Raw genomic sequence first — 23910 nt, forward strand, 5'->3', positions numbered from 1 at the left:
GACTGAGTCGATCAACCATTCTTTACGCTTACGCTCTGTACACGACAAATTTCACAGGGCCCTTGTCCTATCAGGCTTATTCTTTCTTAAAATTGCGAGCACTTTCTTAAATTCTTCTTTTTTTCCAAAACCAATCAAACGTAGAATAGCCATTTGAACATAGTCCAAACCGTAGCGAAATAAACTTACTGAAAGTCGTCCATGCTTCTTTATTTTTATCGCTTTTTTCCGATCATGTTGCCATTCACCTGTTAAATAGCACCAACAGAAACCGATAGCTAGCACTGCTATCAATTTCTTGACTCGTCTAGGGTCTGTTAAACGAGTATTTTCAAGATTGAATCCACGTCCTTTGAGACAACTAAATAACGTTTCGATTTCCCAGCGTAATGCATAATCACGAATAGCAGAAGCATTAAACATAGGAGAAACAACAAGTAAAAGTTCTCCATCTTCTAATCGTAGCGCACTAATATACAGTTTCACTCGACCAACCCAAATACGTCGTTTACGACATTCAGTTTGACCAACTTGAAGATGACGAAATAAATCACTAATTTTATGATTCTTGGCTAAGTGATTGGTCACAATAAAGTTTTTTTAACACGTATACAGAAGTTAATGTCATTTTCAATTAACCATGTAAACCATTTCTCACCGATAAATTCTCTGTCTGCAAACACATTCACAATACGATCTTTACCAAAAATGGAGATAAAGCGTTGAATCAAAGCAATACGCTCTTTTGTATCTGAATTTCCACGTTTATTGAGCAATGTCCAAACAATAGGTATCGCTATTCCACGATAGACGATGGCTAACATCAAGATATTGATATCTCGTTTTCCCCATTTCCAATTAGTTCTATCCAAAGTTAATTGGACTTTATCGAATGAAAATATATTGAAAATTAACTGAGAAATTTGACGATAATCGAAATACTGATCTGCAAAGAAGCGTTGTATACGTCGATAAAATGATTGTGGTAAGCACTTGATGGGTAAGGCTTTAGATGCAGAAGAAAGATTACATGTCTGTTTTACAATTAATGCAAGCATAATCAGTGTAAAACATTTTACATGTGACTTGTTCCACTTTAGATATTTGTTTAAGATGAGATGTAACTCATTGAAATGTGTCATCATATTCGTCGTCAGAAAACAAGTATTATGCCATTATTTCAATGAGTTATCTTTTTTTGTCGTGTACAAAGACGCTTACGTTTAACCCATGCCCACATGTGTTCTATAGGATTTAAATCAGGGCTGTATGCAGGAAGCCAAAGAATTTTATGCCCTTGTTGTTCCAATAACTCCTGAATATCTGCTCTTTTATGAAATGCTGCATTATCCATAACCACTACACTATTTTCTGGTAATGCTGGTATGAGGAATTGCTCAATCCAAAAATGAAAAACATCTGAATTGATTTTGCAGTCAAATAAACCGACTGAAAATAACTTACCCTCATGGATTGCTCCAATGGCATTGGTCTGATTCTTTAATTGCCAATTATATTGCCATAAACAGGGTACTCCTTTTCGTGAGTAGCCATGAGGTCTATAATCATGTGACTTAAAACCACTTTCATCCAGATAAATAATCGGATGGTTTTTTTCTAATTCATTCACTTGCAGAATAAATTTATCCCTAAGCTTTGTATCTGCTTTAGGATGGCTTAACGTCTTTTTTTAACTGTAATATTTAAGCGCTTTAATGCAGCACCAATAGATGAAACACCACAATTAAAACGTGCAGCACGTTCATATTGATAAGCATCAGGATACTTTTCAACATCTTCACGTAAAGCATCATCGTTAATTTTAGAAGGTTTACGTACACGAGTTTTTTTAATCTCTATACGTTTCTTCCATTCAACAATGGTATTTTTATTAATTTCAAATTGTGCAGCTACCGCTCGAATAGAATAACCTTCCTCAAGCTTAGCTAAAATTTTACGTCTAAAATGTTCTGAATAACTCATTGCACCATTGTATTGGTTTTATAATGATTTGACTATATAAGCGAAGGCAAATGCTGTCATTGATGATGAAGGACGGTACCGTCTTTGACTTGCAAATTTAGCTGCCTGTTGAGCTCTATATCCACGTTGCCCAGTATTTCTTTTTAATTCACGGTAGATGGTTGATCGTGAACGTCCTAATTCCCGAGCAAGGGTAGCGATTGAACTTTTACTTTTCAAAGTAGCATAAATTTCGTATCTTTCATCTTGAGAAAGTTGGGTGTATTTCTTCATTGTGTGCTTTCCAATTACGAGTTGAAAAAGTCTAATGATTCTATGAATATACCTAACTTTTTCAACTAACTACAAATGTGTTGCACTTGGGATTTGAATCTGCGTACAAAAAAATGAACCGAATGATAGCGCTTTAGCTAATCTGCTTAAGGATGGTCAAATGATCAATAAGAACATTGATATTATTGCGAATAACCAACGTCATTTGAATAGTTTATATGATTACAAACTCGTTGTTTTTGAAAAGATTCCAGGTATTCAGGCTGAATATAATTTATTGACCGATATGATGGCACGCCAAAATTATCCTTCAGATCAAGTGATCATCGCAAAAAATCAAGTTTTCATAGCTGAAAGAATATTACGTTCAATCAATAGTTTATCTGAAATTAATGAGTTTTCTTCAGACAGTATGGAAGATTTTTTAGCTGATTTTGATGTATTCAATACTTATCTTCAGGCACAGCTTAATGGTAATGCTGAATTGGGTGTTAAGCGTGTCAATGATGCAAAAATGCGTGAAGGCCTGCTTTCAATTCAAGAAGATATTCAGATAATTTTAGAATCGAAAGCATTTAATTTACTGCAAAAACGTGAGCCTTTAGAGAGTACATATCAAGCAGCAAGAGAAAATGCAAAAATCTCTGATGACATGTTTATCAAATTGAATCGATTAGAAAGAACTCGACAATAGCGTGTATAGATTTGCTAAATTGATATCTAGGTTGAAAATGATTGGGGCGAAGGTCTTAGATTTTACTTCAAGTATTTTTAAAAGATTCATTTAAGGTCTAAAAAATGAAAACATACAGACGCTGTTTTGGCGATGTATCACGATCAGGGCTTACCTGTGTTAAAATCGCAAGGGTTTGGTGAAGCCATTAATATTACTTTGGGCTTACCGTTTATTCGTACCTCAGTCGATCATCGCACAGCTCTCTCCCTCGCAGGCACTGGTCTTGCGAAAAGCTCAAGCTTACAGGTCGCTGTTGATTTAGCGTTAGAATTAGCTCGTCACTAATGTTCAGTGATTAACTCACGTTGGAAAATTTTATGTATCAAATTAATGCCTTAAACCCTAAAGATGAAGGGCACCATACGCGGAAGCGTTTTGGGCAAAACTTCTTACATGACCAACGTGTGATTGCCAAGATTGTACGTTCAGTTGCACCACGTTCAGGTGATAACATTGTGGAAATTGGGCCGGGTTTGGCAGCCTTAACCTCTCCGTTGATTGGCGAGTGTGACGCACTCACGGTGGTCGAATTAGACCGTGATTTGGCGGCAGGTTTGCCAGGGCGTGTGCCACATCCTGAACGTTTAACCATTATTGAAACTGATGCACTGAAGTACGACTTCACCAATTTATTTGAAGATGGTCGTCCTTTACGGGTTGTGGGTAATTTGCCGTATAACATTTCGACGCCACTTTTGTTTCACCTCTTGGAGTTTGGTGACAAAGTTAAAGACATGCACTTTATGCTACAAAAAGAAGTGGTTGACCGTATTACGGCTTCTCCAAATAGCAAAGAATATGGTCGTTTGTCGGTGATGATTCAGTATTTCTGTAAACCTACGTTCTTGTTTGAAGTACCACCGGGTTCATTTAACCCGCCACCAAAAGTGACTTCTGCGGTGTTCCGTCTAGAGCCGTATGCTGTTAAGCCTATTGTGGCAAAAAATGAAAAAGCCTTGGCACGTTTGGTCTCGCACGTCTTTACCCAGCGTCGTAAAACTTTGCGTAATAGCTTAAAAGGCATGTTGGTTGAAGATGGTTTTGAACAAGCGGGTGTTGATCCGATGGCACGTCCAGAGACTTTAACACTGGCTCAATTTGTGGCATTAGCAGATCAAATGGTGACTTAAGGTGACAGGTGCAGAGATTCGATACAATTATGTCATTGGTGATGTGCAGGGTTGTTTTGAAGCACTAAAAGCCTTGCTAAAGACTATTCAGTTTGATCCTGACCAAGATTTTATTTGGTTTGCTGGGGATTTGGTTGCCCGTGGTGAAAACTCATTGGGTGCTTTACGCTTTATTAAAAAATTAGTAGAGCGTAATGCGGCTGCAATAGTTTTAGGCAATCATGATTTAACTTTGCTGGCGGCTGCACGTGGCATTAAAGCAATTAAAGACAAAGATAACATTCGTGATGTAATTGATGCGATTGATAGTGATGATTTGATTGATTGGCTACGGAAACAACCCCTGTGTGTGTTTCCAAATGCAACCACGGTTCTGACGCATGCGGGCATTCCAACCAATTGGACAGCGGAACAAACTGCTGCTTTAGCCGCAGAAGTTGAGGCGGTCATTGCAGCGGATGATTTTGATGTTGTGGATGCCTTTTTAAAAGAAATGTATGGTAAAGAGCCCACGTTGTGGTCGGATGAACTAACGGGACACGCACGTTTACGTTGTATCGTGAATTATTTGACCCGTATGCGTTTAACCGATAGTACAGGGCGTTTGGAGTTTAGTTTTAAAGACTCACTCAGTGACCCAATGCCAGAAGGCTTCAAACCATGGTTTGAATTTGCTTCACAAGCAGCGCAAACCCATAAAGTTGTGTTTGGTCACTGGGCAGCTTTACAAGGTAAAACCATTTCGGATTCGATTCAAAATGTAGATGGCGGTTGTGTTTGGGGGCATCAATTAATGGCTTACCGTTTAGAAGATGAGGCCTTATTTGCAGTTGATAATCCAGTTCAATAGCACATGCATTAAAAAAGCCACGAACTTCGTGGCTTTTTTATTCTTAGTCGATTCTTAACCAGGTTTGGTTACGACCTAAAGCAGAAACACCGATGTATGCACGTAGAGAAAGACGCTTTCCTGTGGCATTCAGTTTCATTTTCGCATCATAAAGTTTGCCAGACAAAGGATCAATCACACGACCTTTTTCATAATTATTGGTGCCGTCGACATGCTTTAAGCCTTTAATAATGTCCATACCTAAAATTGGTTTATTGGTATATGGCGTAGGGCAATTCACACAAGTTTCTTTTGGGGTATAACCTGGGCGTGGTGTAATTTTTACAATTTTTCCAGTATAAGTATTATTCGATTCTTTACGAATTTCGATAATGGCTTTTGGCGAGCCTGACTTATCATCAATTTGTTGCCATGTCCCTGTTAAGTCCTGTGCAAATGCTCCCCCGCAAAGCATGGACAATGTTAATCCCGCGATAAAAAACTTACTTTTCATATAAGGTTCTCTATAGTTTCACAAAAAGATATCCAAGACACAAAAAAATAAACAGTTTGCACAAGGCAAACTGTTTTGTGTTTAGATATGAGTTAGACAGTTGCCTTTAAAAATTGAAAAATCATACATGTTTAGCTGAAACTCTTTTATTCATTGAATTTGAAACAATCAGACTAAGTTTGATGCAATGTATGAGTGACTCAGGTGGTCTACAAAATCTAAAATGAATCGATCAAATGATTGCGTAGACCAAGCCTGTTCAGTAATAGAACTTAGATTATTCTCGAATCCACGTTTGACTACGACCTAGAGCCGATATGCCCACGTATCCTCGCAAGGTTAAGCGTTTGCCATTCGAACTGAGTTTTGCTTTACAGCTATAAATATTACCAGACAGTGGATCAATGATTTTTCCACCCGTGTAATTGGTATCACCGCTGTGTTTCAAACCTTTCATCACATCCATGCCTAAAATAGGCTTATTGGTATACGGCGCAGGGCAATTAATACACGTTTCTTTTGGTGTGTAACCCGGACGAGGCGTCACTTTAACGATCTTAGCGGTATAGGTCCCATTTGATTCTTGGCGAATCTCAAGGATGGCTTTTGACGCCCCAGTTTTGTCATCAATATTTTTCCAAGTGCCGCTAATATCTTCAGCGAAAGCTGTACTACCCATAACGGTTGTAGCGAATGCGATTGCAAGTGTCAATTTGCTCATGAACAAAATCCTTTTATCATTTAATCAACGACAAACTCATCTTAAGTCGATTTTTTAAACAATACAATTGTTTATGTGAGGAACGTATCACATTTTTTGCAAGTATAGAATAAACAACGGTAACCAGATTGCTGTAAATACCGCATTGACAGCCATTCCAAAGGCTGCATAACGTCCAGCAATACTTCCCCGTTGCCATGCTTGAGCTGTACCGATGGCATGAGCTGCAAGACCTAGCGCTAAGCCCGATGCTCGTTCGTCATTAATGTGTTTGAGGATCACTGGCGAAAATGCAGCACCAATCACACCGGATAAAATCACGATTAAAATTGCCAGACTCACAGGGGCTTGCAGCAGTGTTGCAATGTTAATCGCAATTGGTGTTGTGACTGCGCGCGTGGCAAATGCCATAATGGTAGGGTCAGACAAATGTAATAGATAAGCCAGTCCCATCGGCAGTCCGACCGCACTGATACTGGCAAAGACTAAGATGCCCACCACTGCTTTGAGGGGGAGGTCATCATAGCGCATAGCAGCCAATGGAATAGCTAATGCGACCGTCACATAACCGAGCAGATGGTTAAACACTGGATTTACCTGTGCCATATATTGCTCATACGGAATGTTTAAAAACAACAGCAGGGCAATCACAAAGCACATGCCAAAAACAATCACGGGAATTTGTGGCAGTTTTTTGTTGAGTGGCTTTGCCAGTAAGTAGGCAACGAGGGTTAGGAAAAAACCGAAAATAATGGGAATCATGTGCACACTCCTAAAGCCATTTCTTAGACATTTTTGCGTAAACCCACAGTGGAATTAGTGTGCTGACAAATAGCACCACCAAAAACATTGGGATTTCACTGCCTAAATGGGTCATCATCAGCAGGGAGCCTGCACTGATAGGTAGAAAAGCAAAGGCACTTTCTTTCATGATTTTATTGTTGGTATCCACCAAACGTGCTGGAATTTTATGAAATTTTCTCCAACCCAAAAGGACGATTAATAAACTAATCAGTCCAATTAAATTGCCCAGTTCAGGATGTCCAAAACGTCCAGTGATCCACACAGCCGCTTCACGAAAGATGATGATCAGGGCAACCGTGCCGATCCATGCTTTCCAATCAACAGTTTTTATCCATTCCATTTTGTTCTGTCATTAACATTTTACTTATCACGTTTTAACCGATTTAGCTTTTGATTTCAAATTCTTCGAGTTCACGATGAAATTGTTTTGCTTTCAAACCTAAAATTTCATTAATCGGTAAATGTGCTTGTTTAATCAATTGTTCAAGTTTATGTGGTGCAATATACACTTGTAGGTGTAGGTTGCCCTCATCATCATAATTTTCAGATTGAATCACATTTAGGGCGTACAGTTGATTACGCAATTTTCCATAGGCAGGTTTGAGCAGGACATCAAAATTTTGAATTTGGCCCATCAAGCACTCTTGGACCGCTTGGCGTAGTAGATCAAATCCTTCGCCTGTATGTGCTGAGACATAGACACGCTCAGGTACATTGGGTTTAGCGTAAATGATTTTGGCTTGTTCGCCACTTTGATCGATCTTGTTATACACCCGTAGGATTGGAATATCTGCGCCAATTTCTTTGAGCACTTTTTCAACAGCTTCAATTTGTTCCATATGGTCTGGACTGCTCGAATCAATCACATGCAACAGCAAACTGGCTTCTAATGTTTCCTCTAGCGTCGCTTTAAACGATTCCACTAAAGCATGCGCAAGATTACGCACAAAACCAACCGTGTCTGCTAGGACAAGCGGGCCAATACCGTCCCATTCCAAACGTCTTAAGGTTGGATCTAAGGTTGCAAATAATTGATCTGCGGCATAAACATCAGATTTGGCAAGGGTGTTAAACAGGGTCGATTTGCCCGCATTGGTATAACCAACCAAAGAAACGGTTGGAATCGCGGCTTTTTGACGTGCAGCACGCCCTTGGATACGGGTCTGACGGACTTTTTCTAATTTATCTTTAAGTTGTCCAACACGGACACGAAGTAAACGACGGTCAGTTTCGAGTTGCGTTTCACCTGGACCACGGAGTCCAATCCCGCCTTTTTGGCTATCGAGGCTAATGCCTGTACCGACCAGTCGAGAAGACAAGTGATCCAATTGAGCCAATTCGACTTGAAGTTTCCCTTCATGGGTACGGGCACGTTGTGCAAAGATATCTAGAATAAGGCGTGTACGGTCAATGACGCGGCACTTGATAATGCGACTCAGATTACGTTCCTGACTAGGGGTTAGGGCATGGTCAATAATCACCAGTGTGGCTTCAAGCTCCTCAACACGAGCAGCAATTTCTTCTGCTTTGCCTGAACCAATGAAATATTTAGCATCGGGTTTGAATCTTTGAGCGTGAACATGCTCCAGAATTTCTGCACCTGCCGACTTAGCAAGCAAGCGAAATTCTTCTGCATCAAGGTCTTCCAGAATATGGATGGCAACACTGACTAAAATGGTTTTTTCGCCACCTTGCTTCTGCTCAAAATATTCCACTAAATTCGATCTCACATTGAAAACTCTAGTGTAGATGAATTTGTTGAGATTGAGCGAAATAGTTATGCTGTTGCCTTACATTGAGCGAAATAAGTGAACCAAAAGCAGCAAGGTGCCAAAGTATAAAATACTGAGCCCTATAATAAATTTCAGTGCCTGAACAGGATTTAACGGCGGAGCTGGAGGATTCATTTGATCGTTCATGTGCGCACCATGTTTTGTTATTTCGATTGATTTATTTTAATTAATTTGTTTAAACGATTAAAATTGAAAATAATCATCTGGTCCTTCGGTTTTTATGATCAATGCAAGTTAGTTAAGATCAGTATAGAATGAGCCGAAATCAATGATTAAATGTTGAATGAAGCTGTGCCAAGTGAACCGTCTATGCAATCGAATACTGAAATAAAAACAACATCAATAAAAGGTGTCTCTAAGCTTTTTCTGTATGGTAAAAAGCTGGCTTCAGGGCTTGGCGCCGTGTCCGAAGGGTTTTATTTGGTCTATCGACATGGCTTGTATAAAGACATTAACAATCCACAAAATACCCGTTACGTGCAGTATTTCTGTCGTCGACTGTGCAAGGTTTTTAACATTGATGTTCATGTCCACGGGGATATTCCACGTAAGCCTGCCCTTTGGGTCAGCAATCATATTTCATGGTTAGATGTCGCGGTTTTAGGCTCAGGCGCACGAGTTTTCTTTTTGGCCAAGGCTGAAATTGAAAAATGGCCTGTGTTTGGCAAATTGGCAAAAAGTGGTGGAACCTTGTTTATTCAACGTGGTTCAGGCGATTCCATCAAAATTCGAGAGCAAATTACAGCGTTTTTAAAACAAGATATTCCTGTGTTGTTTTTCCCTGAAGCGACCACGACCGATGGTTCTAAAGTGAAAAAAGTTCATGGACGTATATTAGGCGCAGCAATTGAGGCCCAGCGTGATGTGCAAATTTGTTTGATTTGCTATGTGAATCAACAAGGCGGACTTGACCAAGTCTCTCCGTTTATCGGTAACATTAGTTTTGCCGAGCATGTTAAAAAAGTACTAGAAATGCCACAAGTCACGGCACATTTAGTTGCGCTCCCGGCCATTTGTACCGCAGGACATACGGTTGAGAGTTTAACGGCATTGGTCCAACAAAAAATGGTGCAAGGTTTGGCTGATTTACATCAGAAAGTTTTGAAGTCCCAGCCCAACATGCAACAAGCTTGAAGGCTTACATAAAGCCTTCAATCGGGAGCCAAGAGACGACTTTGAGACCAGCACGTTTGAACCAATTCATTTTGGGTTCAGTGGTATAGGTTTTGGTAGAGCCATCAGCTTGTTTGATTTGCCAGTTAATGTTTTTGTTTGCATCTAGGACCAGCTTATAGGCATATTTACTGAGGTTTTGGTCCATGGTGTAGTGTACCGCTTTGGCCAGCGGTGGACTGTTCAGTAAAACCCCAATTTCTGTATTTAAGTTGGCAGAGCGGGGATCAAAATTAAATGAACCAATAAAAACCTGTTTCTCATCAATGGCCATGAGTTTGGCATGCAGACTCGAGCGGCTTAATCCTTTGATGCTGACTTTGGCTTTTTTCGAAATTTCTTCATTGTTTTCGTTTAGGGCTTCGGCCGCAGGCGTGGCTAAAAACTCATAGAGTTGAACACCGCTTTCCAGCAAGTCTTCACGATATTTTCCATAGAAAGCATGCACCAGCGGCACATCATTGGCTTTAAATGAGTTGGTCAGTACGCGAACTTGAATGTCACTCTGTGCTAGGTTGGCCAGATGTTTTTTGCCTTTACGCTCAGGTACAAAATAGGCTGAAATAATGTCGATGCTTTCTAGTGGCTTTTCTAAATGGGTTTGCAACTGGAAGTTTAAATGTTCTTCTTTTTTTGCCCGTGATTTGATTTTACTCGGTGAGTCTTTGACCACTTCGGCTTTGACCCAATCGAATTGGATACTATCATTTAACCAGTGTTCAAAGGCTTGCGAACGATTGGCTAGATCGAGATAATTTTGGACGGTCACTTCCTGATAGTGCTGCGCTAACTGGGTTTTTAAACCTTCATAACGTAAGCTGTAATGGTTGGCGTTGACAATTTGACGCACTGGAAAGGCATAATCGTCATTCCAGTATTCATCGAAAGAATGCACAATTTCATCTGAGGCAGAGCCGACCAACATTACATCAACATCGGAAAACTGATAACTGTCGCTGACGTTATAATATTGATTGCTCATGTTGCGCCCACCAATCAACGAAATTTGATTATCGGCAATGAAGCTTTTGTTGTGCATACGACGGTTGATGCGTTTTAGATTTAAGACCATATCCATCGCACGATAGTGACGGAAGCGGTAGGGGTTATACAGTTTGATGTCGATATTGGCGTGTTGATCGAGCGCCAAATAAATGCCTTCCATTTTCTTGGCATTGTTATCATCGATTAGTAAACGAACTTTCACCCCGCGATCAGCGGCTTTCAAAATAGAATAAAGCGCTAAAGAACCAATACGATCGTTGTCCCAAATATAGTATTGTAGATCTAAGGTCTTTTCTGCCTTATCAATGAGATGGATACGTGCGGCCAATGCTTCGAGTGGATTATAGAGAACATGGAAACCTGTAAGGCCTGGATTTTGTTCACGTAAAGGCAGTACGATTTTGCCTAAACTGGTTTGATCGGTTGGCAAATCAAAGGCATAGACGGGCGTCTGCGGTATCTGTTTAGGTAAGGTATTACACGCGGGAACAGTCAAAACCATACAGCTCAGCAACAACAATTTGGCATTTTGCTGAGTCGAAGATGAACGGAATGAAGTTTGTTTTGCTAAGCCGTGAGGTTTTTCCATCATCATAAAGTCTATAAATTTGGTTTGAGTATAATTCTGAGCTGTGAAAAGATAAACAGAAGATTATGTGTTCTTGATGAACAAATTGTGAGTAAAAGTCTATGATCAATACACACTCCGTCGTGTTCTATTTTTATATTGCGATGGCCTTGCTTGCAGGGTGGGCGGTGTATCAGGCATGGATCAGTCAAACCAATACGGAGACGATTCATCCGTTTAAAGCCTTTGTGCATTTATTGGCTTTTTATCTTTCGTATTTACTCATTCCTTTGTTTTTCTTTAGCATATACGCAGGTTTTCAGGGCTATTATTCATGGCATGAAGCTATTTTTGTATTTTTGGTCAGTGGTATATTGTGCTATGCACGTTTCATTGAACCACATTTTGTGCATGTCAAAACCACTCAATATCAAATTCAAAAAGATTATAAATTACTCAAACCCGTCCGTATCGCCTTAATTGCCGATTTACATATTGGTCTATTTTCAGGGCATGAGCGGCAGCTGAAAACCATTGTCAAACGAGTCAATGAGCAAAAGCCTGATTTGGTGGTGGTTGCAGGGGATTGGACTTATGAACCCGAAAATAAACTGGCAAAAGAGTTAGAGGTGTTAAAGCAAATCAATGCACCTGTCTATTCAGTGAATGGTAACCATGACGAACAATATCCTGGACCACCAATTCAAAATTTATTAAGACATGCTTTGAAGGTCAACAATGTCATTGATATTGAAGGTCAGATTGTGGAATTCGAAGAATTTCGTCTGATGGGTGTTGGGGATTTGTGGGCAGGTAAGGCAGATATGCGTTTTATGCCGCATTTACCGCGAGACAAACCTTGGGTGATTTTGTCGCATAATCCTGACACGGTCGATATGGTACCTGCTTTACCCAGTCGTCCTTTAATGCTTTCAGGTCATACGCATGGTGGTCAAGTTGAGCTGCCATGGCTTACAGATTATGTGATGAAGAAGGTGTCTATATTAGGACACAAAAAAGGTTTGTACCGACATGAACATGCGGATGTGTTTGTCACGGTTGGAACAGGCATGGTGGGTGTGCCGTTTCGTTTTCGTGTACCACCGACCATCGATATTATTGAACTGATTTAAGTTGGGCTTAGAACCAATAAAAAATAAAGCTTAAAACCAAAATGACCACAGCCAAGATAATCCAAAGGTTGTGGTTTTTTGTATGGAGCTCTTGTAGGTCTTGCATAGTATCGAGGTTATTCACTGCTGGGCTATGCGGGCTTTGTGGCTGTTGTTGTGTAAAGCTCCGTCCTTCAGACACAAGGGAGCTGTGGTGTCTTAATTCAGCGGTTGATATGCGTTGTTGTTGGTGTCGTTTATGGCGATACATGCTTTTTAGTGCAGCATCATGCCGCTTCGTGAGTTCAGTCACGATCTCTTGTGCATCATCGTATTGAAAAGCGGTATGTGTGGCGATGTATTGAATGGCTTGAATAATTTTATTTTCTTCAACTAATACGATGACATCAAGGAGTTGTTCATTGGTGAGTTGTTGTATTTTTTCATCCATTTTTCGATCCTATTCATCTGTATCTCTCTCTATTTATGAAGTAAAACGACAGATTTTAAATATGGTTTTTGTAGCGTTTGTTAAAGCATTGGTATAAAAAAACCAGCATCACTGTGCTGGTTTTTAGACATCAAATTCAGGGTTAAATTTGATTATTTACATCATCATTTTTAGTTTCACGAATCATTAAGAACGCACATAAAGACAGAAGCGATGCCGCTGTGAGGTAGTAACCTACTGCGTGTAAACCATAGGTGGTTGCAAGCTTGGTGGCAATGAGAGGTGCAAATGAAGCCCCAAAGATCCCCGCAAGGTTAAAGGTTAGTGCTGAACCTGTATAACGAACGGATATTGGAAAAATTTCAGAGAGCACAGTACCAATTGGTCCATAGGTTAAACCCATGATGGATAAACCAATACACAGGAACAAGAACACAACAAGGGTATTGCCTGATTCCAACATGCTTGAGAATACTAAACCAAATAATGCCGCAGCAATACAGACTGCAATAGAGGTGGTTTTACGACCAAATTTTTCCGCAAAAACCGCCGACAAGGGGATGAATGCAGCAAAGCAGAGGGTTGCGACCAGTTGAAGTTGTAAGAACTGTTCACGGGTGTAACCGAGCTGTTTGGTACCCCATTGTAAAGCGAATACGGTTGTGAGGTAGAACAGAGGTGGATCAGGAAATTTGAACAACACTTATAAGTGATATTTTGCTCCCCAAATGATGTTATAAACATCAATATATGGAGTATTTTATGGCACGTAGACCAAGAAGAAATCATTCAAATGATTTTAAAGCTAAGGTAGCACTTGCTGCGATTAAAGCAGAAAAAACACTTGCTGAATTGAGTGCTGAATTTGATGTTCATCAAAACCAAATTATCGACTGGAAAAATCAACTGATTTCAGCTTCCTCGCAAGCTTTCGATCAATCAAAAGCTCCAACAGAACCACCCATCGATCTAAAAAAACTACATGCAAAAATCGGTGAGCAGGCATTAGAAATTGATTTTTTAGAAGGTGTGTTGAAGAAACTGGGCCGCTTCAACCACAAAAGTTAATCGATGACTCACTTCAGATTTCAGTATCTAAGCAAGCTCAGCTGCTGAAAGTCTCCCGTGGTTGTTATTACTATCGCCCAAAACCTGTGAGTACATCAGATCTGAAGCTGATGCGGTGTATGGATGAGTTACATATGCAATACCCTTTTGCAGGTAGCCGTATGATGCGTGATTTGTTGAATCGTCAAGGACATCATATAGGACGACGTCATACACGTACTTTAATGAAGAAAATGGGCATTAATGCGTTATATTGCAAACCAAATTTAAGCCAGGCTAATCAAGCTCACCGCAAATATCCATATCTGCTCAAAGGATTGGCTATTCAGCGCAGTAATCAAGTGTGGTCTACGGATATAACGTATATCCCTATGGCAAAAGGCTTTGTTTATTTATGTGCTGTGATTGATTGGCATAGCCGCAAGGTACTTGCGCATAGAGTATCGATTAGTATGGAGGTTACATTTTGCATAGAAACATTAAATGAAGCTATTGAAAAATATGGTCGACCTGAAATATTTAATACAGACCAAGGCAGTCAGTTTACCAGTGATGCATTTATTGATGTATTGAAATCAAATGGCATTCAAATCAGTATGGATGGTAAAGGTCGATGGGTTGATAATGTGATGGTTGAACGATTATGGCGGAGCGTTAAATATGAAGAGGTGTATCTCAAAGCCTACAGCAATGTTTTGGATGCGAAGAAGCAATTAAACGCATATTTTGAATTTTATAATTTGAAACGACCTCATTCGAGTCTGGACAAAATGACTCCAGATGAGTTTTACTATGACCAGCTACCACAACAAAATAAGGTAGCTTAACTAGAGCAGAGTATCACTTATAAATAAGCTTTTAGTTGTTCAAACATGTGGGACCACCTCTAACACCACAAAAGTGCAGATGGCTGCAATGGTACCTAAAATCAACATGCCCCAGTGCTTGGTGATCACTTCTTTAAATGGAATGTTAACTTCTTTTTGCTTGTCTAAAACTTTCTGGAACGCGGGGGTTTCATGGAGTTGTAAACGAATCCACAGACCTACAATCACCAGTAAAGCACTTGAGATAAAGGGAATACGCCAGCCCCAAGTCATGAACGCCTCTTCAGTCATAAAATGACCCAGCGTTAAGAATGAACCAGTTGCTAAGATAAAGCCAATCGGCGCGCCCAGTTGGGGAAACATGCCATACCAAGCACGTTTACCTTCAGGTGCATTTTCCGTGGCAAGCAATACAGCACCCGACCATTCACCACCTAAGCCGAGTCCTTGACCTAAACGACACAGCGCAAGCAGTAATGGCGCGGCAATTCCAATTTGTGCATAGGTGGGTAATAAGCCGATACACACGGTTGAAAGTCCCATGGTCAGCAAAGCTGCAACCAAGGTCGCCTTTCGGCCGATACGATCACCTAAATGTCCAAACAGTGCAGCACCAATCGGGCGTGCAATAAAGGCAATCGCAAAGGTTGCTAATGACTGAATTGTAGCGGTCATCGGGTCGGTACTTGCTGGAAAGAACAAATACGGAAAAATGATGACTGCAGCAGTCGCATAAATATAAAAATCGAAGAATTCGATTGTGGTACCTACGAGACTGGCTGTAAGTACGCGAAATTTTGAGTTTACAGGCTGCTGTTTTTCAGCAACAGCAGTATTTAATGACGCCATGGTAGACCTTACACTTAAAAAATAGTCGAACTGAGTTTTAAAAGCGTCATCTTTTTAAAAAAGGCGTAATTTTTTAAAAAAATACGAATGTTCCTCGGGCAGACTGCGGAATTAGGGTTACTAAAAAATGTAGTGTGCGCGGGTTATATCACGTAAAGATAGATGGACAGGAAATGTGATCCTGCACCAATCAATACAAAAATATGCCAGATAGCGTGCGTATATCTTACCTTTTTTAGCGCATAAAACAATGCACCGATGGTATAGGAAAGTCCACCAATGATTAAAAAAGTCAAAGCAGGTTTAGATAAAAAGCGTTGCATATCATCCATTACCAGCACAGCCAGCCATCCCATGAGCAGATAAGCAATCAGTGAAATTTTTTCAAAGCGATGAATGAAAACTAACTTGAATAGTGTACCAATGATTGCAATCACCCAAAGTGCAATGAGTAGGTAATGGGCTTTTTGTGTGGGCAGTGCAATAGACAAAAATGGAGTGTAGGTGCCCGCAATCAGATAATAAATGGCAGTGTGATCTAATTTTTTATACCAGCCGCGACGCTCTGGAGATTCGGCAAAATGATACAAGCTTGATGCGGCAAATAATAAAAATAGGCTCAAAGCATAGACCCACAGCCCGATCCACTGCGCTGTTTCTAAGTAAGATCCTTTGATAATCAATAAAATACCCGCTATGAGTGCAAGACCTGCACCAATAGCATGGCTAATAAAGTTGATTTTTTCTTCAACTGGATCGTAGTTTACAACAGGGCGAGCGCTCATAAGTCATGTGCATTTTTATAAAATATACAACTGTATCGTAATTCAAATTTGCATTTAGCGTAAGACGCTTTAAAATTTAATCGCAATTCTTTTTTTGGTTTCTATTATGACCGTTTCGGTATCGTCCTTTGCACAAGAGCAGCAATTCCTTCAGGCCTTTCAGCAAGCGCTTGAATCTCAAAGTTTTGATCGGATGATTCTGAGTCAATATCAGGGTGAACTAGAGCAACTCGAGAAGATGACTTTTCGAGTCGTCATGTTGCAAGGACAGCCTGTATTGAGCTGTTTATATCGCCATAAAACCCAAGATGTCACCAAAAATTATTCATTAGACATAGCACTTGAAACGGTAGCTGCACTGTTGGCGCGGTGTAAACAAGCCAATTTGATGACGACTGAACAAGAGTGGCAACTGAAGAAGAACAAGAAGAAAGCCATGCTGACGCAAAGTAAAAATAAAACGGCAGCCAAAGCTTTTGAGCAGCAAGGTCATGACCGTGTCAAACAGCGTTTTGTCGATCAAGACAGTTATTTCTTACAGCCTCTAGGCATTACCGATGCAAAATCGCACATCATTCCCAGTATGGCGCGTAAGTGGAAGCAGATTAATAAGTTTGTCGAAATTTTCTCAGGGGCATTAAGTCATATTCAGCTGCCTGAACAACTGCGCGTGGTCGATTTTGGCTCAGGAAAGGGCTACTTAACCTTTGCTTTGTATGATTATTTGCTAAAGCAAGATCTGAATCCTTTTGTGACTGGGGTTGAGCTAAACAGCAAGATGGTAGAATTCTGTCAGGAGGTTGCGAACAAGTCGGAGTTTCAGCAACTTGATTTTTTTCAGGGCGATGTTCGGACGTACCAACCTGAACGCCTCGATGTGATGATTGCGCTGCATGCGTGCGATGTCGCGACTGACTTTGCGATCCATACGGGTATTCGTTTAAATGCTGAAATGATCATGTGCGCGCCGTGTTGTCATAAAGAATTACGCCCACAGCTGAAAGCTCCGCTCGTGTTACAACCGATGTTGCAGTTTGGCATTCATGCGGGACAGCAAGCTGAAATGCTGACGGATACTATTCGTGCCTTATTACTCAAAGCCTATGGCTATGAAACCAAAGTGTTTGAGTTTGTAGCACTTGAGCATACCAGCAAGAACAAAATGATTTTGGCAACCAAGCGTAAGGACTATCAAGCGCCCGATGTTGCTGTCTTGGCACAAATTCAAGCCTTGAAAGAGATGTATGGTATTCAAAAGCACTCACTGGAATTGCTGTTGAATGATCAATGGGATCAGCAAGATGTAGGCTGTAAATGCTGATTTGAACATCACCTTTTAGTGCAATGACTAATACAGAGATGATTTATAGGGAAATGAAAATGCCGAGCTTGAGAATTACACACGGAACATGGGAAGAGTTGCAACATGCTGCGAAAATGATTCGTGAGCAGGTCTTTATTCAAGAGCAAAACATTGCTGCTGAAGATGAATGGGATGAGCAAGATGAAATCGCAGTTCATTTTGTGGTCTATGAACAAGATCAAGCCATCGCCACCGCACGACTTTTGCAAAATCATAGTATTGGTCGTGTTGCAGTTTTGAAGTCACATCGTGGTTTGGGCGTAGGCAAAGTTCTGATGCAGGCGGTGATTGCATATGCTCAACAGCAACAGCGTCCATTTTTAGTCTTATCCTCTCAAGTACATGCGCAAGCGTTTTATCAGGCTTTGGGCTTTATGCAAGAGGGTGAGGAGTATTTGGATTGTGGTATTCCGCATATCCATATGCGTTTATCATCCATAAAAAAGCCCTGATCTTTCAGGGCTTTTTTATTAGTCACAGCATATTAGTGACCATGTTCAGACGACATTTTCGCGTGTTCATCGGCATTCATACTGTGCTCATCAGCGTTTGCATGTTCTGTGGTATCTTCAGAAGCTGCTTGAGCTCTTGCTTCACGCGCTTCTTTATCCGCTTGTGCTTTGGCCATGGCTTCTTCAGACATCGCAGGCGCATTTTTAAAGGCATGTTGCTGAGAGTTTTGCTGCGTTTGCTGACTTGGCATATAGTCAGGCTCATTGGTAATCGCAAGGTAGAAGATACCTAAGAAAATCCCACTTAAAATGAAAGCAATAATCAGTGCTTTCCAACCCCATGGTGATTTTTCAGGAGAAGTATTGTCAGTCATGTGCAACAGCCCAATTGAATAAAAATAAATCTAAAACTATGTAACTTTATAACACAAAAAACTACGTCGAGCTTGAAAAGAATACACTAAAATAAGTCAAAATTAGATGCTGAATCAGCAGGTTAATTTTGTTGTGTGCTGAGAACATAAAAAAGGGATCTGCCGATCCCTTTTTTAAGGTGGAAGTTTTAGCGAATCTGATCCGATGATACCGACTCAACCAGACGTTGCGGTGCTTTGAAACGCTCACCGTATTTCGCTTCAAGTTCATTGGCACGTTGTACAGCTTGGTCTAAACCATATTGATTTAAAAACTGAATTGCACCACCTGTCCACGGCGCAAAACCAATCCCAAAGATCGAACCGATATTGGCGTCAATCACAGATTCAAGAACATTTTCTTCATAACAACGTAAAGTATCTAGTGATTGTACAAACAGGAAGCGGTCTATCATTTCTTGTTCAGAAATATCTACGTCTTGCTTCCAATGGTTCAAACCCTCCCAAAGATGCTTTTTCCCACCTTCCGGGTAATCATAGAAACCTGCACCAGCAGCTTTACCTTTACGGTCAAAAGTATGAATCATGGTTTGAATCACATCATCTGCACCTGAACGAGGTAAATCTTTACCTTCAGCTTGAAGCGCCTTACGGGTTTCATTGGCAACATGTTCAGAAAGTGTCAATGCAACTTCATCTTGAATGGCTAATGGGCCAACTGGCATGCCTGCTTTGAGTGCTGCCATTTCAATACGAGCTGGATGTACACCTTCATGCAGTAAACGCAGACCTTCCTGAACAAAAGTACCAAATACACGACTGGTGAAGAAACCACGGCTATCATTCACAACAATCGGAATTTTGCCAATTTGCTGTACATAGTCATATGCTTTTGCCAAAGTTTCAGCAGAAGTGTTTTTACCTTTAATAATTTCAACCAATTGCATTTTATCGACTGGACTAAAGAAATGCAGACCAATGAAATTTGCTTGATCTTTCGATGCATTTGCCAAACCAGTAATCGGTAATGTCGAAGTATTTGAAGCCATCACACCACCTTCTACAAGGAATACTTCGGCTTCTTGAGTGACTTTCGCTTTGAGTTCTTGATTTTCAAATACAGCTTCGATAATTAAATCACAGCCTTTTAAATCTTCCGCAGATGCTGTTGCTGTAATTAAACTTAAAACCTGATCACGTTTTTCAGCCGTCATACGACCTTGAGAGACCTTTTTATCCAGTAGCTTTTGGCTATAGGCTTTACCTTTTTCTGCATTTTCTACAGAAACATCTTTCAGTATAACGGGAACTCCTTTGATTGCTGTAGAGTAAGCAATACCAGCACCCATCATCCCTGCACCAAGTACACCGACTTTGCTTGATTGCCATTTTGTAACATCTTTAGGACGGCTTGCACCTGCTTTAATGGCATTTAATCCATGCCAAAAAGTACCGATCATATTTTTTGAAATTTGACCTGTCGCAAGATAAGTAAAATAACGAGATTCAATAGTCAGTGCCGTATCCACATCGACTTGCGCACCTTCAACCGCAGCCGCCATGATCGCTTCAGGAGCAGGATAGCAACCTTTGGTTTTATCACGGAGCATCGCTGGAGCAATCGCCAGCATTTGTGCAACCGCAGGTGTTTTCGGATCGCCGTCTGGGATTCTATAGCCTTTAACATCAAAAGGTTGTTGTGATTTCGGATTAGCTTTTACCCAAGCAATCGCTTTGTCCATCAACTCTTCAGGTGTTTCCGCAGTATCTTGAATTAAACCAAGAGATTTTGCTTTATCTACACCAAACTGCTTACCTTCCATTAAGAATGGAAAAGCATTTTGTAATCCTAAAAGCCGTACTATACGCACGATACCACCACCACCCGGCAGCAGACCTAAAGTCACTTCTGGCAAGCCAAACTTCGTTTTAGGATCATTCAATGCAATACGTGCATGACAACCTAAAGCGATTTCCCAACCACCACCTAAAGCTGTACCATTCAATGCTGCAACGACAGGAACACCTAGAGTTTCGATATAGCGAAACTCTGCTTTCATTTTCTGAATCATTTCAAAAAATGGCGTGGCATCTTCCAAACGTGCTTGAATTAACTCATCTAAATCGCCGCCTGCAAAGAAAGTTTTTTTCGCTGAACGAAAAATAATCCCTGTAATAGAAGTTTCAGATTTCAGTTTAGAAACAATATTTTCCAAAGCTACACGGAAATCTGCATTCATAGTATTTGCAGATTGGTTTGGAGAATCTAAAGTTAGAATAATAATGCCATCGTCATTTTTTAAATATTGAATTGCGCTCATAAAGTTTTTATCCAAATGATTTTTTGAACTTGAAATGTATACTTCTGCATAGTTGTATGAATTTTCAGCATCGCAGAGTCATTCCAAATTTATTTTAATTTCGGGTTTAACCTTCGGTTCGACCTACTTTTGTTTCGGCAAAAGTAGGCAAAACCATTGTCATACGCAAAACCTGTTTTAATTACTATTCCTATCGAAAGGATTGCAAAAACATTAGATTCAAAAAATGGGTAGGTTGCGTATGACTGATTTGTGTATCAAATGCTCAATAAAATTTAGGTGGTTATACCAACTCAATAATGGTCGCAATACCCATGCCACCACCCACACATAATGTTGCCAAACCACGCTTTTTGCCTTGACGCTCTAATTCATCCAGTAATGTTCCAAGAATCATTGCACCCGTCGCACCCAATGGATGTCCCATCGCAATTGCACCACCATTTACATTAACTTTCTCAGCAGGTACTTTTAATTCCGTCATAAAACGCATCACCACAGATGCAAAAGCCTCATTGACTTCAAATAGATCAATATCGTCAATCGTTAAACCAGCTTTTGCCAATGCTTTACGAGCAGCAGGTGCAGGCCCTGTCAGCATAATGGTTGGATCTGAACCCACCAAAGCGGTCGCCAATACTTTGGCACGCGGTTTTAAACCTTGTTCTTTGACCGCTTTCTCGGAAGCAAGTAATACAAGTGCTGCACCATCGACAATACCCGATGAGTTTCCGGCATGATGTACATGGTTAATTTTTTGTGCTTCTGGATATTGTTGTAATGCAATCGCATCAAAACCCATTGCACCCATCATTTCAAAACTTGGATTGAGTTTTGCTAAACCATCTGCTGTTGTTGACGGTTTGATAAATTCATCTTGATCTAAAATGGTCACGCCGGCTTTGTCTTTAATAGCAACCACTGATTGATTGAAATAACCCGCAGCTTGTGCAGCTGCTGCTTTGCGTTGCGAATTTGCTGCAAATGCGTCGACATCTGAACGTGTATAACCATCCAATGTTGCAATTAAATCTGCGCCAATCCCTTGCGGAACAAAGTGTGATTTTAAATTTGTTTCAGGGTCTAATGCCCATGGCCCACCATCTGAACCCATTGCAATACGTGACATCGACTCGACACCACCTGCAACAACCACATCTTCCCAACCTGAACGTACTTTTTGTGCAGCCATATTGACAGCTTCAAGACCTGAAGCACAGAAACGGTTGATTTGCACACCGGCAACATCGTTGTCCCAACCCGCTGCGATTGCCGCAGTTTTAGCAATATCACCACCTTGGTCTGCAATAGGCGTGACACAACCCAAGACAATATCATCTACTTTAGAAGTATCTAAATGGTGACGATCTTTCAATTCATTCAACAATGTGGTCAATAGCGTAATCGGTTTCACTTCATGCAGTGAACCATCTTTCTTTCCTTTTCCGCGTGGTGTGCGAATGGCGTCAATGATATAAGCCTCGCTCATAGCTGTTCCTTTTTATGACTTTTAAGTTGTTATGCATTTGAGTGTACAAATTAATGGCTGTGTTGCAATGACTAGAACGGGTCAGGTCAGATGAGTCTTTTTGCCAATAGACTGAAGAGTTGAGCATAAAAAAACCCAAGATCGAAATCTTGGGTTTAGCAATGTGCCGAACCGTCGTTAAACTAGAAAATTAGTGATAGCCGTGTAGTTGGCGATATAAACCGGGTGTGACCCCAGTCCACTTTTTAAATGCACGGTGGAAGGTACTGGTTTCACTAAAGCCCACTTGTTGTGCCACATCTTCTAAAGTCAAACCTGGGTTCAATAGTAGGTGGATCGCGGCATCACGACGTAATGCATCTTTCACGCCTTGGTAACTTTTACCTTCAGCGGCTAAGCGGCGACGCAACGTTTGTGGAGATAAATACAGCATAGAAGCCACATCATTCAGAGTTGGCATTTCCTCACCAATTTGGCTCTTCAATACATCACGAATACGTGAAGTGAGTGAGTTGGTGTTTTTAAATTTCACCAACAACTGTGCAGGCGCGGCTTTTAAGAACTCTTCTAATGTTTCTTCATTCTGACGAATTGGTAAGTCCAAATAATCTGCCGCAAAAGTGATTTCGGTACGCGGCATGTCGAACTGCATCACAGGTGCGAAGAACAGGGCATCGTACTCATCTGCATGAGTCGGACGTTCATAACCAAAGTGCACACGTTCCAGCGGTAAACGACGTTCAATCAACCAAGACGCGAGACCATGCCAAATCATCAGCATACTTTCGGTAATGAAGTGATCTGGGTCCATCGATTTCGGAATCTGAGGAACAAGACGAGCTTCATGCTTGTCGCGCTCTAATGTCACCGACCACTCATCACCAAACAATTTATAAAACTGTGAAGACAGTTCTAAAGCATCACCTAAGGTTTTGGCATGAATAATCAACTGACACATGATGGCAAACGTACCTAAACGACGTGGTTGCTTATCGAAGCCGACATGTTCGTCTTGGGTCACCATCCATAACATTTTAACGAAGCGAGTATATTGTTCTGGAGAAATACGGGCTTTAGGTTGACGCAGCAGTTCTGCCTCAATCCCTACGTGAGAAAGTAATGTTTCGACATCCATGCCGAGACGTTTTACGCCAGTTAAAGCCGCATTGACGAAATGGATACTAATGGTATCACGGCTCATATTTAATCCTTCAGTCTCTTTTATATTCACTTGCGTTTGACCTAAATGACGCTAAAAAAAGTATTTTAGGCAATTTACACTAAAGTTTT

At 40.7% G+C, this 23910-nt stretch carries 23 protein-coding genes and 4 pseudogenes; 9 read left to right on the plus strand and 18 right to left on the minus strand.

Going from position 1 to position 23910, the window contains the following annotated elements:
• Positions 1-51: 51 nt before the first annotated feature.
• The 4 genes and pseudogenes from AC4MDD_RS03390 to AC4MDD_RS03405 form a co-directional block, all read right to left on the minus strand.
• Positions 52-1142, minus strand: a protein-coding gene (locus tag AC4MDD_RS03390) for an IS4-like element ISAba33 family transposase (protein ID WP_326942947.1) whose coding sequence is annotated in 2 segments (ribosomal slippage) — positions 52-602 and positions 602-1142 — 1092 coding nt in all. Because the reading frame shifts where the segments join, the coding sequence is not laid out codon by codon here.
• A 38-nt stretch (positions 1143-1180) separates the two neighbouring features.
• Entirely contained in the window at positions 1181-1630 is a 450-nt protein-coding gene (locus tag AC4MDD_RS03395) for an IS630 family transposase (RefSeq protein ID WP_491882282.1), read from the minus strand.
• Positions 1631-1677: 47 nt separating this feature from the next.
• Positions 1678-1983, minus strand: coding sequence for an IS630 transposase-related protein (locus AC4MDD_RS03400; RefSeq protein ID WP_000122230.1), 306 nt, complete (start codon positions 1981-1983; stop codon positions 1678-1680).
• A gap of 33 nt (positions 1984-2016) precedes the next feature.
• Positions 2017-2256 (minus strand): annotated as a pseudogene (locus AC4MDD_RS03405) (helix-turn-helix domain-containing protein); the annotation flags it as partial.
• 160 nt (positions 2257-2416) lie between these two features.
• Between AC4MDD_RS03405 and AC4MDD_RS03410 the strand changes: the two are divergent.
• The 4 genes and pseudogenes from AC4MDD_RS03410 (at position 2417) to AC4MDD_RS03425 (ending at position 4972) form a co-directional block, all read left to right on the plus strand.
• Entirely contained in the window at positions 2417-2950 is a 534-nt protein-coding gene (locus AC4MDD_RS03410; RefSeq protein ID WP_114837557.1) for a hypothetical protein, read from the plus strand.
• Positions 2951-3058: 108 nt separating this feature from the next.
• Positions 3059-3277 (plus strand): annotated as a pseudogene (locus AC4MDD_RS03415) (4-hydroxythreonine-4-phosphate dehydrogenase PdxA); the annotation flags it as partial.
• A 32-nt stretch (positions 3278-3309) separates the two neighbouring features.
• On the plus strand, positions 3310-4122 hold the full coding sequence (gene rsmA, locus AC4MDD_RS03420) for a 16S rRNA (adenine(1518)-N(6)/adenine(1519)-N(6))-dimethyltransferase RsmA (RefSeq protein WP_114837558.1): 813 nt from the start codon (positions 3310-3312) through the stop codon (positions 4120-4122).
• Between the two features lies 1 nt (position 4123).
• Positions 4124-4972 (plus strand): symmetrical bis(5'-nucleosyl)-tetraphosphatase, encoded by an 849-nt coding sequence (locus AC4MDD_RS03425; RefSeq protein ID WP_114837559.1) that lies wholly within the window; start codon positions 4124-4126, stop codon positions 4970-4972.
• Between the two features lie 43 nt (positions 4973-5015).
• Here AC4MDD_RS03425 and AC4MDD_RS03430 read toward each other — a convergent pair whose 3' ends face one another.
• The 5 genes from AC4MDD_RS03430 to hflX all read right to left on the minus strand — a co-directional run bounded on the left by AC4MDD_RS03430 (position 5016) and on the right by hflX (position 8705).
• Positions 5016-5465: a DUF2147 domain-containing protein gene (locus AC4MDD_RS03430; RefSeq protein WP_004695101.1), complete on the minus strand. Its 450-nt coding sequence runs from the start codon at positions 5463-5465 to the stop codon at positions 5016-5018.
• Positions 5466-5742: 277 nt separating this feature from the next.
• The gene (locus tag AC4MDD_RS03435; protein WP_114837560.1) at positions 5743-6186 is read right to left on the minus strand and encodes a DUF2147 domain-containing protein; all 444 of its coding nucleotides are present in this window, start codon (positions 6184-6186) and stop codon (positions 5743-5745) included.
• Positions 6187-6273: 87 nt separating this feature from the next.
• Positions 6274-6948 (minus strand): LrgB family protein, encoded by a 675-nt coding sequence (locus AC4MDD_RS03440; RefSeq protein WP_114837561.1) that lies wholly within the window; start codon positions 6946-6948, stop codon positions 6274-6276.
• 10 nt (positions 6949-6958) lie between these two features.
• The gene (locus tag AC4MDD_RS03445) at positions 6959-7330 is read right to left on the minus strand and encodes a hypothetical protein (protein ID WP_004695106.1); all 372 of its coding nucleotides are present in this window, start codon (positions 7328-7330) and stop codon (positions 6959-6961) included.
• 43 nt (positions 7331-7373) lie between these two features.
• Positions 7374-8705: a ribosome rescue GTPase HflX gene (gene hflX, locus AC4MDD_RS03450; protein ID WP_114837562.1), complete on the minus strand. Its 1332-nt coding sequence runs from the start codon at positions 8703-8705 to the stop codon at positions 7374-7376.
• A gap of 387 nt (positions 8706-9092) precedes the next feature.
• Here hflX and AC4MDD_RS03455 point away from each other — a divergent pair, with 387 nt between their 5' ends.
• Positions 9093-9917 (plus strand): lysophospholipid acyltransferase family protein, encoded by an 825-nt coding sequence (locus AC4MDD_RS03455; RefSeq protein ID WP_026056514.1) that lies wholly within the window; start codon positions 9093-9095, stop codon positions 9915-9917.
• A gap of 4 nt (positions 9918-9921) precedes the next feature.
• Here AC4MDD_RS03455 and AC4MDD_RS03460 read toward each other — a convergent pair whose 3' ends face one another.
• Positions 9922-11550: a phospholipase D family protein gene (locus AC4MDD_RS03460; protein ID WP_080543909.1), complete on the minus strand. Its 1629-nt coding sequence runs from the start codon at positions 11548-11550 to the stop codon at positions 9922-9924.
• A gap of 101 nt (positions 11551-11651) precedes the next feature.
• On the opposite strand from AC4MDD_RS03460, the gene AC4MDD_RS03465 reads away from it, so the two are divergent.
• Positions 11652-12662: a metallophosphoesterase gene (locus tag AC4MDD_RS03465; RefSeq protein ID WP_114837563.1), complete on the plus strand. Its 1011-nt coding sequence runs from the start codon at positions 11652-11654 to the stop codon at positions 12660-12662.
• 7 nt (positions 12663-12669) lie between these two features.
• Here the strand turns inward: AC4MDD_RS03465 and AC4MDD_RS03470 are convergent, their stop codons facing one another.
• Together AC4MDD_RS03470 and AC4MDD_RS03475 are read right to left on the minus strand one after the other, a co-directional pair.
• Positions 12670-13092, minus strand: coding sequence for a hypothetical protein (locus AC4MDD_RS03470; protein WP_114837564.1), 423 nt, complete (start codon positions 13090-13092; stop codon positions 12670-12672).
• Between the two features lie 142 nt (positions 13093-13234).
• Positions 13235-13768 (minus strand): annotated as a pseudogene (locus AC4MDD_RS03475) (MFS transporter); the annotation flags it as partial.
• Positions 13769-13842: 74 nt separating this feature from the next.
• Here AC4MDD_RS03475 and AC4MDD_RS03480 point away from each other — a divergent pair.
• A protein-coding gene (locus tag AC4MDD_RS03480) for an IS3 family transposase (protein WP_126624276.1) occupies positions 13843-14987 on the plus strand; the annotation gives its coding sequence in 2 pieces (ribosomal slippage) (positions 13843-14107 and positions 14107-14987; 1146 coding nt in all).
• Positions 14988-15050: 63 nt separating this feature from the next.
• Here the strand turns inward: AC4MDD_RS03480 and AC4MDD_RS03485 are convergent.
• Both AC4MDD_RS03485 and trhA read right to left on the minus strand, forming a co-directional pair.
• Positions 15051-15836: pseudogene (locus AC4MDD_RS03485) on the minus strand (MFS transporter); the annotation flags it as partial.
• A 143-nt stretch (positions 15837-15979) separates the two neighbouring features.
• Positions 15980-16621: a PAQR family membrane homeostasis protein TrhA gene (gene trhA, locus AC4MDD_RS03490; protein ID WP_004695126.1), complete on the minus strand. Its 642-nt coding sequence runs from the start codon at positions 16619-16621 to the stop codon at positions 15980-15982.
• Between the two features lie 106 nt (positions 16622-16727).
• Here trhA and AC4MDD_RS03495 point away from each other — a divergent pair, with 106 nt between their 5' ends.
• Complete coding sequence (locus AC4MDD_RS03495; protein WP_201952395.1) at positions 16728-17942, plus strand: class I SAM-dependent methyltransferase; 1215 nt, start codon at positions 16728-16730, stop codon at positions 17940-17942.
• Positions 17943-18001: 59 nt separating this feature from the next.
• Positions 18002-18436 carry a GNAT family N-acetyltransferase gene (locus AC4MDD_RS03500; protein ID WP_201952393.1) on the plus strand — a complete coding sequence of 145 codons (435 nt, stop codon included), beginning with the start codon at positions 18002-18004 and terminating at the stop codon, positions 18434-18436.
• A 32-nt stretch (positions 18437-18468) separates the two neighbouring features.
• Here AC4MDD_RS03500 and AC4MDD_RS03505 read toward each other — a convergent pair whose 3' ends face one another.
• From AC4MDD_RS03505 to AC4MDD_RS03520, 4 genes are all read right to left on the minus strand, one after another.
• The gene (locus AC4MDD_RS03505) at positions 18469-18810 is read right to left on the minus strand and encodes a hypothetical protein (protein ID WP_491882283.1); all 342 of its coding nucleotides are present in this window, start codon (positions 18808-18810) and stop codon (positions 18469-18471) included.
• A 188-nt stretch (positions 18811-18998) separates the two neighbouring features.
• On the minus strand, positions 18999-21131 hold the full coding sequence (locus AC4MDD_RS03510; RefSeq protein WP_491882284.1) for a 3-hydroxyacyl-CoA dehydrogenase NAD-binding domain-containing protein: 2133 nt from the start codon (positions 21129-21131) through the stop codon (positions 18999-19001).
• Positions 21132-21414: 283 nt separating this feature from the next.
• Positions 21415-22620, minus strand: a complete 1206-nt coding sequence (locus tag AC4MDD_RS03515; RefSeq protein ID WP_126037860.1) for an acetyl-CoA C-acetyltransferase — start codon at positions 22618-22620, stop codon at positions 21415-21417.
• Positions 22621-22810: 190 nt separating this feature from the next.
• Positions 22811-23821, minus strand: a complete 1011-nt coding sequence (locus AC4MDD_RS03520) for an AraC family transcriptional regulator (protein WP_004695134.1) — start codon at positions 23819-23821, stop codon at positions 22811-22813.
• Positions 23822-23910: the final 89 nt, after the last annotated feature.

The organism is Acinetobacter sp. CAU_H_29a_1 (assembly GCF_058599505.1).

Excerpts from the sequence above, each read along its gene's own strand:
- AC4MDD_RS03435 (WP_114837560.1), bottom strand. The coding sequence starts at position 6,186 with ATGAGCAAATTGACACTTGCAATCGCATTCGCTACAACCGTTATGGGT.
- AC4MDD_RS03465 (WP_114837563.1), top strand. The coding sequence starts at position 11,652 with ATGATCAATACACACTCCGTCGTGTTCTATTTTTATATTGCGATGGCC.
- AC4MDD_RS03515 (WP_126037860.1), bottom strand. The coding sequence starts at position 22,620 with ATGAGCGAGGCTTATATCATTGACGCCATTCGCACACCACGCGGAAAA.
- AC4MDD_RS03410 (WP_114837557.1), top strand. The coding sequence starts at position 2,417 with ATGATCAATAAGAACATTGATATTATTGCGAATAACCAACGTCATTTG.
- AC4MDD_RS03400 (WP_000122230.1), bottom strand. The coding sequence starts at position 1,983 with ATGAGTTATTCAGAACATTTTAGACGTAAAATTTTAGCTAAGCTTGAG.
- AC4MDD_RS03440 (WP_114837561.1), bottom strand. The coding sequence starts at position 6,948 with ATGATTCCCATTATTTTCGGTTTTTTCCTAACCCTCGTTGCCTACTTA.
- AC4MDD_RS03460 (WP_080543909.1), bottom strand. The coding sequence starts at position 11,550 with ATGGAAAAACCTCACGGCTTAGCAAAACAAACTTCATTCCGTTCATCT.
- AC4MDD_RS03495 (WP_201952395.1), top strand. The coding sequence starts at position 16,728 with ATGACCGTTTCGGTATCGTCCTTTGCACAAGAGCAGCAATTCCTTCAG.
- AC4MDD_RS03445 (WP_004695106.1), bottom strand. The coding sequence starts at position 7,330 with ATGGAATGGATAAAAACTGTTGATTGGAAAGCATGGATCGGCACGGTT.
- AC4MDD_RS03520 (WP_004695134.1), bottom strand. The coding sequence starts at position 23,821 with ATGAGCCGTGATACCATTAGTATCCATTTCGTCAATGCGGCTTTAACT.
- AC4MDD_RS03510 (WP_491882284.1), bottom strand. The coding sequence starts at position 21,131 with ATGAGCGCAATTCAATATTTAAAAAATGACGATGGCATTATTATTCTA.
- AC4MDD_RS03470 (WP_114837564.1), bottom strand. The coding sequence starts at position 13,092 with ATGGATGAAAAAATACAACAACTCACCAATGAACAACTCCTTGATGTC.
- rsmA (WP_114837558.1), top strand. The coding sequence starts at position 3,310 with ATGTATCAAATTAATGCCTTAAACCCTAAAGATGAAGGGCACCATACG.
- AC4MDD_RS03505 (WP_491882283.1), bottom strand. The coding sequence starts at position 18,810 with ATGACTGACAATACTTCTCCTGAAAAATCACCATGGGGTTGGAAAGCA.
- AC4MDD_RS03430 (WP_004695101.1), bottom strand. The coding sequence starts at position 5,465 with ATGAAAAGTAAGTTTTTTATCGCGGGATTAACATTGTCCATGCTTTGC.
- AC4MDD_RS03500 (WP_201952393.1), top strand. The coding sequence starts at position 18,002 with ATGCCGAGCTTGAGAATTACACACGGAACATGGGAAGAGTTGCAACAT.
- trhA (WP_004695126.1), bottom strand. The coding sequence starts at position 16,621 with ATGAGCGCTCGCCCTGTTGTAAACTACGATCCAGTTGAAGAAAAAATC.
- AC4MDD_RS03455 (WP_026056514.1), top strand. The coding sequence starts at position 9,093 with ATGCAATCGAATACTGAAATAAAAACAACATCAATAAAAGGTGTCTCT.